Annotated in this window: 8 protein-coding genes and 1 pseudogene; 2 read left to right on the top strand and 7 right to left on the bottom strand. The window is 48.8% G+C overall.

Translation table 11 applies throughout. The annotated features are described in order from the left end of the window. Positions 1-22 precede the first annotated feature (22 nt). The 4 genes from MHI37_RS10420 to MHI37_RS10405 form a co-directional block, all read right to left on the bottom strand. Positions 23-901 carry a nicotianamine synthase family protein gene (locus tag MHI37_RS10420; protein ID WP_076334910.1) on the bottom strand — a complete coding sequence of 293 codons (879 nt, stop codon included), beginning with the start codon at positions 899-901 and terminating at the stop codon, positions 23-25. 168 nt (positions 902-1,069) lie between these two features. After that, entirely contained in the window at positions 1,070-2,080 is a 1,011-nt protein-coding gene (locus MHI37_RS10415; RefSeq protein ID WP_076334909.1) for a Gfo/Idh/MocA family oxidoreductase, read from the bottom strand. Between the two features lie 26 nt (positions 2,081-2,106). Continuing rightward, the gene (locus tag MHI37_RS10410; RefSeq protein WP_076334908.1) at positions 2,107-2,955 is read right to left on the bottom strand and encodes a sugar phosphate isomerase/epimerase family protein; all 849 of its coding nucleotides are present in this window, start codon (positions 2,953-2,955) and stop codon (positions 2,107-2,109) included. Between the two features lie 32 nt (positions 2,956-2,987). Then, positions 2,988-3,626, bottom strand: coding sequence for a carbohydrate-binding family 9-like protein (locus MHI37_RS10405; protein ID WP_076334907.1), 639 nt, complete (start codon positions 3,624-3,626; stop codon positions 2,988-2,990). Positions 3,627-3,795: 169 nt separating this feature from the next. Between MHI37_RS10405 and MHI37_RS10400 the strand changes: the two genes are divergently transcribed. After that, entirely contained in the window at positions 3,796-4,701 is a 906-nt protein-coding gene (locus MHI37_RS10400; protein WP_256709633.1) for an AraC family transcriptional regulator, read from the top strand. Between the two features lie 628 nt (positions 4,702-5,329). Here the strand turns inward: MHI37_RS10400 and MHI37_RS10395 are convergent. After that, positions 5,330-5,495: pseudogene (locus MHI37_RS10395) on the bottom strand (sigma factor-like helix-turn-helix DNA-binding protein); the annotation flags it as partial. Positions 5,496-5,822: 327 nt separating this feature from the next. Here MHI37_RS10395 and MHI37_RS10390 point away from each other — a divergent pair. After that, positions 5,823-10,745 (top strand): chondroitinase-B domain-containing protein, encoded by a 4,923-nt coding sequence (locus MHI37_RS10390; RefSeq protein ID WP_076334905.1) that lies wholly within the window; start codon positions 5,823-5,825, stop codon positions 10,743-10,745. Positions 10,746-10,906: 161 nt separating this feature from the next. On the opposite strand, the gene MHI37_RS10385 is transcribed toward MHI37_RS10390, so the two are convergent. Together MHI37_RS10385 and MHI37_RS10380 are read right to left on the bottom strand one after the other, a co-directional pair. Then, entirely contained in the window at positions 10,907-12,001 is a 1,095-nt protein-coding gene (locus MHI37_RS10385) for a glycoside hydrolase family 88 protein (protein ID WP_076334904.1), read from the bottom strand. Beyond that, positions 11,974-14,217 carry a glycoside hydrolase family 95-like protein gene (locus MHI37_RS10380; RefSeq protein ID WP_076335025.1) on the bottom strand — a complete coding sequence of 748 codons (2,244 nt, stop codon included), beginning with the start codon at positions 14,215-14,217 and terminating at the stop codon, positions 11,974-11,976. The genes MHI37_RS10385 and MHI37_RS10380 overlap by 28 nt, the downstream gene beginning before the upstream one ends. Between the last annotated feature and the right edge of the window lie 24 nt (positions 14,218-14,241).

The raw sequence follows: 14,241 nt of genomic DNA, 5'->3' as shown, positions 1-14,241 counted from the left end.
CCGTTGTGGACACAATCTCCTATCAATCCGGTATGGCAGGAGTAGTAAAGCGATCCAGAAACAAAGTCGAATTGATGACCAAATTATCTTCAGGACAAGTACGTCCCAGAATCCGCCAGCCCTGCTTATTCAGCTGCGATTCATCAATTGCTTCGTACATGATTTGCCTCATCCCCTCAGCTGTACGAACAGCTACTAGAGGATCTAGGGAAGTACGACTGATTTGTTCAAGCACCGCCCGCTTATTTCTCACGAGACTAGCCACAAATATCCGGTTATAAGAGCTATAATCAAACTCCGCTCCATTTTCCATAATGACATTCACTTTAGTTCCTAAACCCATTTTTTCGAGGAAAGAGCAGGATGCCTCACAGGCCACTGGGTCGATATCCAGGCAGACGACCTCCACATCACCGAATAGATGAAGAATAATTGGACTTAGCGGCATCGGCCCGCTGCCAACAAATACAATCGGCAACTTCTCCATCTGACCGTCTTGCCGAATCAACTGTCGAAGCATGGACAGCTCCTCGCTAACCAAGGCCATGTATATCGTCCAGTAAGGCAACCGTGTGACGATATCCAAAACGGAATCCTCCGCTTTGCAAATAGGTTGAGAATCAGCCAGCTCTACTTGAAATTCAGCTTTTGACAACCTATCCTGCAATATTCGCTGATTCGTTACAATATATTCATTGTTTAGAACGGCCTTGACTTCCTCGGGCGAGTAGTAGGCGCGCAATTGCTTTGAAAGACGCCCAATCATGTTGGTCACCCGCTGATTAGCAGGAGAAATATCTTCTTCTTTTTGAAGAAGTTCATTTACTTCACGGATAAAATCAATAAAATCATCAACCTTTTGCATTGTATGTATATTAGTAGCGGTAGAAAAACTCTCCATTGCCTCAATTCCTCCTTCATTCTACATCCGTCTTCTCTCTACAAATATATTCGTATGGTCAAAAATGTAGACGAGTGCTCGGACGAGTTATCCAGCGAATCTGCTTCAGCACAAAGAAGCTGTGCCCCGAAGGACACAGCTTATTCCTGCTACTACCATCCTGCCATTTTATAATTCTACGAAAACCCCGCCCTGATCTGCCGAACGCAGCTCGGCTTCAATGATCTCAAGCGTGCCTACCGCGCTCGACGGCAAGCATGTCGTTACTGCTTTACCTTCATTCACGGATTCAATAAAATACTTAATTTGGTGGTAATAGCCCATATCATCAGATAGCTCGGCAACAAAGCCCGGCGCGTCATTTGGATTTACCTTCAGCTGTCCATTCTCAAACACTAGATTTCCGCCTTCGAAATTGACGCGGAACGTCATTGAAAAGCCGTAATCCCCTTCTAGCGTCCAATCAGCCTGTGCATTCAGCACTTTGCCGTCGGGATAGACATAATGAGTGGAGACCACGTCATAGCCGCTGCCCGGAATAACATTACGAGCCAGTGTGGACACCTTCTCTGGCTTGCCGAACAGCCAGTGAATCATATCAGTATCATGAATATGCATATCTAGCAAGCAGCCGCCGCTTTTGCTGCCATCGAGGAACCAGCCCTTGGGCGCAGCCGAGCCCCTAAAGAAGTAACCGCCAGTAACCGCTCCGTAACGGCCATCGGATACTGCAGCCTTTAAATATTCATAAACAGGCCAGAAGCGCAGGCATTGGCCGATCATCAGCGTTTTTCCCGTATTCTCTGACGCATTTACCATACGCCATCCGTCTTCCGATGTTCCGGCTACCGGCTTTTCGCATAAGACATGCAGCCCTCGCTCCAGCAGCGAGCATGTCAGATCCGCATGAAGAAAAGTAGGTAGTGTAATATCCACGATATCCAATTCCTCATTTTCAAGCATTGCCGCTATGTTGTCGTATAGGCGGTATGGTTTTAGATCGTATACCTCTTGCTCTGTCGCCATATTTCCTGATGCCTTGCCTTCTTTAAGCTCCTCAATGAGCAGATCGCAGATCGCTACAAGCTGCATGGGCGCCCCCTCCGCCGCTAAACGGACATAATTGTCAAAATGCATGCGTCCCATAAATCCAAATCCGATTAATCCAACCTTTAACATTTTCATAACCTCCGTTTCCTTTTTAGTTAGTTGTTTTGACGTCCTAGTATCGCGTCCATTGCTCTGGATGTATTAAAAATGATTTGCTCAGTATGATGCGTATAAGGAGGGATCATTTCTCCAGTAACATAGTTGTTGTAATCAATCGCTCGAAGCGCCGCCATGACCGCAGGATAATCGACATCTCCAGCCAACAAATCAACAAAGCCATGCAAACCGCCTGCTTGGCGGCGATAATCCTTAAAATGCACCTTTTTGATCCGGTGTCCTAATATGCGAATCCATTGCTCCGGATAACCGTTTTGCAGCGCATTCCCTACGTCAAAATAGGAACCTACGAAGCTCGACTGATGTGCATCGATAAAGGTGCGCAGCTCAAGCGGCGAGAGCAGGAATTTGTTCCACACATTTTCAATACCGATGGATACGCCAGCGCTTTCTGCATATGGAACCAGCTTACTGATGGATTCTAGCGCACGCTCATAGGCATGCTCATAATCCGTCACCTCACTGCCCGGGATAAAATCTACGCCGACGGCTCCAGGAATGACCAGAATAGTATCCACACCAAGTGCTGCTGCAAGCTCCAACTGCTTCTTGCCCACATCGACTGCTTTCTCACGAATAGCTGCATCCCCACTCGTCATCGGATACGACCAATACAAGCCAGTAGCAAGTCCTGCGATTTCCAGCTCAGAATCCGTGAGTCTAGCTTTTATTTCGTTGATTTCCTTGTCCGTTGCAGCAAGGCTAAGCTCCCCCGTTTCATTCAACGAAAGCTCAATGCCATCAAAGCCGGCCTTTTTGGCCGTTTGGATGCAATCGGCAATCTTCGCGCCGTCTTTGAATGACCAAATATTAATTCCTTTTTTCATAAATAGACCTCCTGTATATTAAAATAACTAGTTCAGACAAATGTCAGCCTGCCAAATTTGCTGGGGAGATGGTAATTAATAGCCCCAGTTGGTTGCCATGCCTGAAATTCCCGAAATCCCTGCTCATCTTCATCTATGCGGTAAAAATTAACTCGCCAGCTTACTCCCGGTTCAATTGGGAGCTTAAAGTTTTCAACCGGAATGTGAATAAAATACATGAGTATGTCCTCGTCAAGCCTCTCGACCGATGTCGTCATTCCCTCAAATCGCCACGCCAAATCCAAATTGGTAACTGCTTCGCCATCATGTGTGACCAACGCGTCAAATACGATGTTATTCGGGCTAATCTCCAGTTCCATGTATCGGGTGCCCGCCCCTGTCTCATCAATAAACATCTCGACGACATCCTGCTCATACAGCGGATCATCCCGCTTCGTAAAGGTAGAATGAGCATATGAGTCGCTGCATCTAAAACGAATATGCAAATGCGACCGACTCCAGCATATCCGCACTTCAGTCCGTTCCTTCGGATGGATACCCGTTACCGTTTCCACCAGCTCCAGCGCCTCAAATGCTTCCCAGTTGATAGCAGAGAGGGACGAATTGCCCGTATCGTCCTGAACCTGCTTGCAAACATACGTTTTATTGTCCTGAACCGTGACATCCTCCATTGGTGAAAAAGCTCCTTTTTAGCTAATTACGTGATATTGAATCTTGACCACTCACATGTGATAATACATATAATAAACGATTTGTTATTCATTTTATTTAGTTAAAAAAGCGATTATTTGGACAATTCCGTGCAGTTATAAATGAATGATCAGGAAGGAATGCTGTCTCTTGGAAAACTCATCCACCTGCTATCCGCAGCAGCGTTCGGCAGCCTTAAGAGAATGGTCGCCAAGCGTGCATTATGCTCAGTTTCAACGCCTGCCTACAGGCAAGCTTCCCGAGCGGAGATTGTATGATTTTGAGCTGCTGTACGTCTGCCAAGGCGAGGCCGCTACGTTCATGGAGGGACAGCGTTATAAGCTCGATGCTGGACAGCTTATCCTACTGCCTTCAGGCGTCTTTCATCAGAATGAAGTCGTGTCTGCCCCTAATACTCGTTTTCTTGGCATTCATTTCGACTTTTTTGATGAATTGGACGTTCAGACCGAGGCGGATATGATCGTTAATGAATCAACCGTTTGGCCCCAAAAGTTTTGCTATGAAGCCATTGCAGAAGGCCAGTCGCCTTTAACGGAACATCCGGTTTATACGCCTCCGCTTGCCTGCGTCCAGCTTATGGAACAGCTTGTCGAAGAATTTACAATGCGCCCGCTGGGATATGAGCTGGCTTGCAAAGGGCTAATGCTGCAAATTCTTACCACGCTGCTTCGCACGCCCTTAGCGCGCACTCTCTCGCAAGCTACCGTACACGGCGCACGTCTAGCGGAGCTGCTGGAACAAATAGAAGCGGCCCCTTCCTTGCAGTGGAGCAACTCCGCCATTGCCAAAAAAATGAATATGAGCGTCGATCATGCAGCAAAGCTGTTCAAGCAAATCGCAGGCATGCCGCCAAGCGAATTCGTGCAATCCGTCCGTCACAGGGAAGCAAGAAAATGGCTGCGCGAATCCGATTTGTCCATTGAGCAGATCGGCGATCTCGTTGGCTACTCGGATATTCACTATTTCAGCCGCATTTTCCGGCGTCATGAGGGCATTTCCCCACGTGAATACAGAAAGCTGTCTAAAATTTTATAACGGTGTTCAAAACCAAACACAGAGACGATCAATAATGGAAGTGGTGGGAGTTTTCATTATTTCGTTCATAAACTTCCCGACGTTCTTGCGAATTTCGGTTGCTGTATGATAAGACACGTGGTTGATCACATGTCGCTGTTTCATCCTCATTTTTGACATATTGAGCGATGTCCACCCAATAATCCATTTGCTTCATTCCTCGGTTATTTGTATGATCAAGTTCTTTATCTCAGCGTAGAACAAAATCACCCTTACGGATGATTGCACATCGCAGACGCGTCAGCTCACACTTCTAACGGAAACCACAGACGCTAAATCGCCTTTATTTTTCGTTTCAAGATTCTAACGGAAGCACAGGCCTCTATTTGCCCCCTACATGCCCGATCTCGCTTCATTTCTGCGGAATAGCGTCTCCCTGTTCCGTTAAAATGTGAGGCTAACCCAAAATGCAACTTTAGCGTCGCTGGCTTCCGTTAGCTTTCGTTATCTCCTCACTGGCTGCTGCCGAAGCATCATGATCAACAGATTCGGAGAATGTATAGTTTCCTATACAACAAAAAAACACGTTGAATTCTAGCGTGTTTAAAGTATTTTTCCTGTGAATGATAAGAAAGCCTTCGCCTTTATCTCATCGCTTCGCCATATAAAACTCATGATACAGCTTCATCAGCGCCCTCTTCTCAATCCGCAACACATAACTCCGCGAGAACCCCCACTCCTTCGCTCTCTCCCGCTACCGTCCGCTCATCCCCGCCAAGTGCTCGCCCAAAGCAGCTAATGACAGCTTCCTTCTCATTGGACATCTGGCGGGCTTCGTGCCTCTATCAATCCGGAAACTCTCAACCGCCTTTACGAAATAACACCTATCTGTTAGCGAACATTCATTCCTCTAAAGCTAGTTTTTGAGTATACATTTCACTTTCTAACGAGCCGGATTTACGGTTGCGAATACTGTTTTTACATTTTGACAATATCACCCTCCAGCTGTATATAAGACAATGGAATGGGCGTGAGTATAGCGTAGAAGGATGGTGATATTCACAGCAGTATAGTTGTAAGCGCATGCTTTTTTTTATTAATGAAAAGAAAAGGTTTGAGAAAGGTGGGCTACTGTGAGAACCATGTTTAAACGAGCACGTGGTCGTTCATTGTCAAAATCAGTTCATATCGGACTCTCTTTATTATTAGTCTTAAGTGTGCTGCCGTTGATGTCGCAACCGTTACAGATTGCGCAGGCTTCCCCTGCAGAGACGGGAACGCCCGGCGGTGTAAACAAAAATGTGAAGCTGTGGCTGAATGCCGATTCGGGCAACGTTACTGCAGCGGAAAATCAAGAAATCAGCAGATGGGAGGATAGCAGCGGCAATGGCAATCATTTTATTAATGACGGTACGATCACAAATATAGCGGATCGACCTAAGCCGCAATATATAACCTCGCATGAAGGGCTCAATTATCAGCCTGCAGTTCAATTTGTACGCAGCGGAGGCAGCATTCTTCAAGACAGCGACGGTATTTTCAGTAATATGGAGGAGGTCGACTCGGCTAATGTTTTTCTAGTGTCTGGCGGGACTCCATCGATCGCCAACTCATCGGTATTCTCCGAATCACTGACATCTGGCTCCTTCAATGCGCATATTCCGCATACATCTGGTTCAACCCTCGGTAAAGGTACCGTGTTTTGGGATGCAGGAACAATGCCCAGCGGCACAGGCATCCCTCGCGCACAAGCGGTTAATCAGGTTCTTCCTTCTGAATACAATCTGTGGGGTCTTCATTTTGAAGCCAATCCGACAATCTCGCAATCCGTCTACCAATCGATCTATCGCGATGGAACAGCCGTACTGCAATCGACATCTCCTCGTCTGCCTATTATAGGAAAATCAAATGGAGAAATGTCTCTCGGATCGGCGGCGGCGGGAGGATCAGGCTACAACGGACTCGTTAGTGAGTTAATCGTCTACGCCTCAGCGCTAACAGAAATTGAACGAAGGCAGGTAGATTCTTACTTAGCTATCAAATACGGTCTTGCACTAGAATCCGGCAGCTACTTATCTGCAGGCAACGCGCCTCTGAGCGTATGGGATTCAACTATTAACGCAGGCTTCACAAATAATGTCGCAGGTATTGCAACGGATCAAGAAGGCGCGCTCAGCCTTGCCCAGAGCCGCAGCAGCAAGGGAGTACCCGGCGAACAAATTATCGTCACTGCAGCCGAGCCCCTATCCGACAAGCAATATTTAATGTGGGGAGATAACGGCGACACTGGTCCGAGAATTCCTTACGGGAACGGCTACTTGCGATTGGCGCGCACATGGAAAGCTCAAAACACTAACAGCACAGGCCAAGTTCAAATCGCTGTGCCCCAAAGCATGGTTCCGCTTGGCGGCGTGCTGATCACAAGCAATGACAGCAGCTTTGCAAATGGAAGCACTGCAATCCTCTCCCCTATTACACTGCATGGCAATTCCTATTACGCTGCTACTATCTCTTTAGCAGACGGACTATATTTTACTTTCGCTGAGATGCTTCCTGAGACTCAGCTATCATCACTAGAGATATGGAATGGCGGTGTTCAAATACCGATGAATAAAACCTTTGATCCAAATGAGACAAGCGGCTACTCAGCTATTGTGACACATGACACAAGCAGCATACGGCTTAATTCAACAACAAGCTCTCCAGCTAGTGTTGCGATCAAGCTTTCCAACTATGAAAACATCAATACAGTGATAGCCGATGCAGCCAATATTCCTTTGCTGCCCGGCGTTAATCGACTATCCATCCAGCTCGATAACGGCAATGGAGCAATGAACCAGTACAGCTTGGAAGTTATTCGCTCGCTTGTGATTGAACCAAGCGGCAAACTTATTTTGCATGCAGGCAGTGTTGCAGCAAGCAGTTTTCAGCCTAATACGAGCTTCGCTCCAACTAACCTAGTTGACGGCATTTGGGGCGAGGATGAAGCTGCCATGGAGAGCCGCTGGTCGGCATCAGGAAGTGGTCAATGGGTCCAATTCGACCTTGGGCAGCCACAGACCATCACTTATGTACAAATCGCATTTCTAAATGCCAGAGAGCGCAACTCCAGCTTTGAGCTGCTGGCTTCCAATGACAGCAGCTTCACGCAAAGCACTGTCGTGATGAAGAAACGTGACAGCAGATTGCTTCAGTCTAACGATTCCATTATGCAGCCTTACGTTGCAGAACAGCCTGTAGCTGCTCGCTATTTTCGGTTAGTTGGCTATGGGAACAATGCCAGCGGCAGCAGCGGGAATTGGAATAGTATGATGGAAATGGAGCTGTATATCGGAACGCCTCCAGAAATTGATGAGCCGGATGAACCGGGAGGGCCTCCTCAAGCGGGAGATAACGATGAGGACGATTTTCCTTTGCCGGATATGACGCATGTATCAGTCAATACGGCAGTTGAATTGCAGCAAGCGCTCGATCAGGCTGCGCCTGGTATGATTATCGAGCTTCAAAACGGTCAATACGAGCAAGCTGGCCCATTTGTAATTTTGAATAAGCACGGAAGCGCTGCTCTTCCAATTAAGATTACCGCCGCAGAAATTGGAGGAGCAGTCATAACCGGAGACAGCTACTTCCATATTGAAGGCTCCAGCTATATTGAAGTGTCTGGTCTTACCTTCAACAACGGAATCGGCTCCGCGGCAGGCGCACAGTCACTGAATGATCGAGGTCTAGGCAGCCGAGTGCTGACAGGCGTTCATCCCGGTGTACAGCTGTACAGCAGCAGCTACACCTCCATCATGCGCAATACATTTGCGCTCAATGACACAGGACAGCCTTATCAATTCACATCGAATGAGGGCAATGTTTGGTGCTTAATCGGCATAGATGGCAGCTGTAGAATAAGCGGCTCCGAGTACAACCCAGAAGCTCCAGTCTATACTGGCGATACACCTTACACGAACGATTCACTTCTTATCACTAATGGAACGCATCGTCATTTTATTCGTGTGGAGGGCGTCAGCAGTCATAATCGAATCAGCTATAATGAAATCGGTCCTAAACGCGGATTTGGAGCCGTTGTTATTTACGACGGAGCAGGCCATAGCGGCGAATCCATTTCTCAATACGATATTATAGAATACAATTACTTTCACAGCATTGGTCCACGAGTCAGCAACGGTCTTGAGGCGATTCGTCTTGGACTTTCGAGCCTTTCGTTAAATTCCGGCTTCGTCACCATTCAACACAATTTATTCGACGGACTGGACGGCGAGGATGAAATCATTTCGGTCAAAAGCAGTGACAATATCGTAAGGTACAATACGATACTTAATTCATACGGCGGTATCGTGTCACGTCACGGCAACCGCAACAGCTTCTACGGCAACTTCATTATCGGCGACGGTATAACGCCAGGACGAAGCGGTTTCCGCATTTACGGCAATGGCCATAAAATATACAACAATTACATGGAGGCATTAACCGACCGGATCATCCGTCTTGACGGCGGCACGCACGACGACAGCGGAGACGGGGGTACTAATCCGATCGTTCGATGGGGAGGCGCTTCCGAGCAATCTGCACGCCTTAACGATCTTCCGGTTGCTGAACGCACAGAGCTGCTGCGCGGCCATTGGCGGCAATACAATGTCGAGATCTATCACAATACGATCGTCAACGTAGGCAATGGCACGACAGGCATAGCGCTTGGAGGACGAACCTATCAGCCTGTCGGCACCAAAATTTACAATAATATTGTATTTAGCAACGCAGGCAATATTTTTAACGAAACTAATGCAGTCATGGGAATGTCGCCTAATGAGCGTCCGCAATATGCAGGAAATATTGTAGACGGAATTGCTGCCGTCTCCAATAATGCGCTTGTGACAAACGCTGTTCGTCATGAGGCGCTGAAGCTTATCCGCAGCAATGATGGTCTAATCCGACTCTCGGCGCTTAGCCCTGCGGTTGATGCGGCAGTCGCTCCTCATTATGCATGGGAGGATATCGACGGGCAGCCTAGATATATTCCTGACGCAGGTGCAGATGAATATAACCCAGGCCTCCGTGTGATGAACAGGCCGTTGACGGCAGCAGACGTCGGACCGCAAGCTTCGACTACACCGCCAGTCGTCATCGAGAAAACAGGTCTTAGCAGCATAACCATTCATTCTAGCGCAGCGCTTCAACCGAGCTTCGACAGCGACACTGCCTATTATACGATGACATTGCCTGCTGAGATCAGCAGCTTGTCTATCACCCCGACCGCTGTTTCCGCAACAGCACAAATAACGGTCAGCGTGGACGGAAGCCAGCCTAAACCTGTCATCAGCGGACAGCCAAGCGAGCAGCTCACTATTGCCCAGAATGGCAGCGTCATTACGATTCAAGTATCAGTCCCGATTTCTGGAAGCAAGCTCTATACGATTATGGTTAAGCGCCCAGTATCAACCGGCGGCGGTAGCGGTAATCCAGGTGGCAGCATCCCCACCCTTCCGGATTCTGGTGAATCAGCAGAAGAAGAAGAGACAGCTAGCCATCTGAACGATATCAGCAAGCATTGGGCTGAAGCAGCGATAATAAAAGCCGCTGCGCTAGGTATTTCAAGCGGATTTCCAGATGGAGCCTTTAAGCCAGACGAGCCAATTACACGAGCTCAATTCGCAGTATTTCTAGTGAGAGCCTTAGGTTTGGAACCGACAGCATCAGCAGTGAAATTTGCGGATCAGCAGGACATTCCAAGCTGGGCAGCAGAGCAGCTGCTGACTGCGGTTGAAGCAGGCATTTTAAAGGGCTATGAGGATCAGACCCTTCGTCCTCATGCAAAGATCAGCCGTGCTGAAATGGCCGTGATGATGATGCGCGCTTATCCTGCAGACACCGCATCTAACCCTACGCCTAATTTCAGCGATACAGCCGACATTCCAAGCTGGGCTTTAGAAGCAGTAGGTATTTTACAAGAGCTGAAGCTATTCGTGGGACGTAATCATAACAGCTTTGCCCCTAACGAAACCGCTACACGTGCCGAGGCCATTACTGTTCTCATCCGTCTGCTCGAGCTTCAATGAATCAAAGGGAGGCCATCCCGCAGCAGCATTCGAATGCTTGCTCGGGATGGCCTCCCTTTCTTTTGAAACGGATGGACTGTTTATTTTTCCATTGTTGCTAAGGTATCCGTTGATTCTACGTGTTCTTCGCATCGGCGAAGCCTTGTGTCCCATTCGCTCCTTCAGAAGATTCGGTTTCTCCAGCCATTCTGTTTCGCGAGTGCTTCTACATAAAAATAATCGCCGTATATTAAGGAAACATTTACGTTTTGACCGGCAGGCCGATGGCCTGTCCCCTGTCTCAGCAGCCCTTGCTCATCCTCCTGCGTCCATGTCGTATATCGTGAAGTCAATGATTGCAATATGCGATCTGCCGCATCCGCATAAAGCAGCGCTTCAGGCTCCTGCAGGCATGCCGCGATTTCCAGCAAGCCAGAGGCAGCACAGGCTGCCGCCGAAGTATCCTTCGGCTCTCGGTCAGTATCAGGCACTCGAAAATCCCAGGGCGGAACATGATCCCCCGGCAACGCAGCTAGAAAATAATGGGCGATTCTTTGAGCAGCATGCAAAAACCTCTGCTCACCCGTGTAACGATAGCTATTCGCCAAACCGTGCAAAGCCCATGCCTGCCCTCTGCTCCAAGCTGATTGAGGAGCATAGCCCTGGCCGCCAAGCTCTTCCACAAATGCGCCTGACTCCGCATCAAAGCTTGCGATATGACAGACGGAGCCATCCGCCCGCATAAATTTTTCAAGCACGGTATCTGCATGAGCGACCGCAATATGTCTGTATCTTGGATCTCCTGTTTGCTCGGAGGCCCAGAATAATAACGATAGATTCATCGTGGAGTCGATAATCGCCCAGCCTGTAAACTCTTGATTCCACGCCTTTAAGTACCGCCCGGCCAAGTTAAACCTTCCCGCTAAGAAGTTCGCGGCCGCCAGCCCTCTTCGAAGCGCATCCGCATCTCCGGTAAGCTTATATTTAATCACAGCTGTCGGCAAAAATTGAAAGCCAACATCATGATGCAAATTGGATTCCGTTACAAAGCATTGCTCCAGCTTCCCGTCCCATCCCCATGCATGCTCGCGATACCGCTCATCGCCAGTCATATCATACATAATCCATAGAATGCCAGGCCAAAATCCAGAAGTCCACCAATCCAGCCGCATATGATCATATACGCCATCAATTGTTTTATGCGGAGACTTGTCTCCGATCTGCTCCATCATTCTCTCTACCCGCGGAATTAGAAGACTATCCCATATTGCCGCCATGGCGTACGCCCCCCATAATAATTGTAAATTGGCTTGCTGTGTTTTACCGCCGCAATCGTCAACTGAGGCATCTGATCGCCGCTATATAGAACGATCTCATCTCCTGCTTGCATGTGCAGACGAACGAGCTTATTGTCCTCGCAGTCCATCACATAGGCATCACCAAGCGCTGTCCCGTTTACCACTCGAATCGCCCTCACGGCACCTTGCTCCGGCAAATCTGATTGAATCAAACACGGCTCTCCCGCCAAGCTCTTTACTCGAACGAAGCTGGTCTTCCCTTCTTTTCTAACCGCGCTGACTAGAAATCCGCCTTCAGCCCGTAAATTATGAAAGGCTGCATCCTGCCATTCCTTTGGCACAGCTGGAAATACGCGAATGCGATCCCCCCAGCTTTGCAGCAGCATATCCTGTAATGCTTCCGCTCCTGCAAGCGGTGTCTCAATTACGGGTCCCGCTTCCTTATACATCGTGTTCGGCGTAATCATGAGCAGCAGCGTCTGCAAACATTGCAGCGCCACATCCCCAAGTCCCAATGTCGCTGCAATAGAAGCTGCGCCGGTGAAGCTAAAGCCGCGCAGATCCCCCTCTAGACTTAGCCAATGCTGCAGCGACCTGTAAATAAGCTCCCATTCCCCTTCCTTCTCGCCCGAGACGAGATGGAGCGGAAATACGGCCAGCATATGGCTGAAATGTCGATGCCCGAAGGCCATTGGCATATCCTTGCCCACTTGAAAGCCGGTATCGTCGATCGGCAGCGGCGCTAATCGATCGAGCACATCTCTCCAGCAATCTGCTCTGCTGTCCTCTAGCTGCAGCCGCTCACAAGCAGCAAGCAGCGTCGTGCAGCCCCAGCGCAGAAGAGCAAGATCATAATGACAATCTGCAGCTTTTAAACTTTTGAAGGAGCCGTACTCCGGTGATATTGTCGGCGGCAGATGCAGCTTGCCGTCCTCGCCTTCCTTAAGCAGATGCAAATAATAATTAACGCTTCTCTTTAGCAGGGGATACAGCATATCCCGCAGCAGCGACTCATCCATCGAATAACGGTAATGCCGCCATATATTATGACAAATCCAGGTCAAATTGCCGATCTCATCATCAACTTCACTTCTCATATCAGGACCGCTGCTTCTGCCCAGACCAGCGCTGTCGAATCGATAAGGCTCTGCTACATTCGCAATCAAGCTCTCTTCATTGCGTTTCAGTGCTCCGATAAGCGATTCGCCCAGCTCTAGACGATTAGCCGTATATACCGGAGAATAGCTCATCTGCACATTCATATTGAACCAAGCGCCCGGCCAAGGTGTAGTCGTCAGCCATGGACCTGTATTATCAAGCAGCGGCGCATCCGCCCTCACAGCTGACGCAAGCTTATACATTTGAATCCAATAGAAGCTCTCCAGCTGCGCATCGGGAATAGACAGAAAGCTCTGCTCATAATACCGATGCCACCAATCGCGATGCGTGCCTATCCAATTTTCAAATGTGCAGGCTGCCGCAGCTTGAACCTCCTGCACAGCTCGCAAGCAATCCGATTCCTCGCAGCCGTTCACTAAGGAGAACCATGCAACCTTGCAAGCATCAGAGAGCGTCTGCTCCTTCCATGCCGTGACGCAGCCTGTTCCGCTGCCATAGCGCTGAAGCCCCACTTCCACGTCATGCAGTTGCAGCCGCTCCACCTCTGTATCTGGTTTATATTGATTCACATTAATACCGTCAGAATGCTTCAGAACTGCAGGCAGCTCTGTGTGCGGAACCCATTTAATGACGGTATTCCGCTCACCCTCTGACATTTCAAGCTCGATACACAGCACCGGTTTTTCACTATGGACGAAAGCGCGCAGCCGCACCTCGCCCTTCGTCGTCGTGATGTCAGCACGAAGCTCAGCATTCCATAAATCAAGCCTCATAGCAGTCGGCTGATAAACCCATCCTTCAAGCTTAAGATGAAGCTCTCCGACAGGCACACGAGGATCAAAGCTCATGCTGCCGCCAGTATCATTCGTAGTTACATCTGTACGGCCCAGCACAAACCGCAGCAGCCCCCTCTGACTTGAATGCTCCTCCCCATAAACCATTCCACCGATTGTCCCATTTCCTAGGAAAGCTCCTGTCTCCCAAGACAGAGGCCTGACAACCCAATCCATATCATGCTTGTCAAGAAAACTTTCCCAATCCTGAATAAGCCGCACAGCGCTGGTTTCTTGGCTCATATGTTCCAAACCGAAATCCCTCCT

The organism is Paenibacillus sp. FSL H8-0548, from assembly GCF_038630985.1.
Classification (GTDB): Bacteria; Bacillota; Bacilli; order Paenibacillales; family Paenibacillaceae; genus Pristimantibacillus.
Note: the sequence above shows the minus strand (reverse complement) of the source record. Positions and strands in the feature narration are given on the sequence as shown.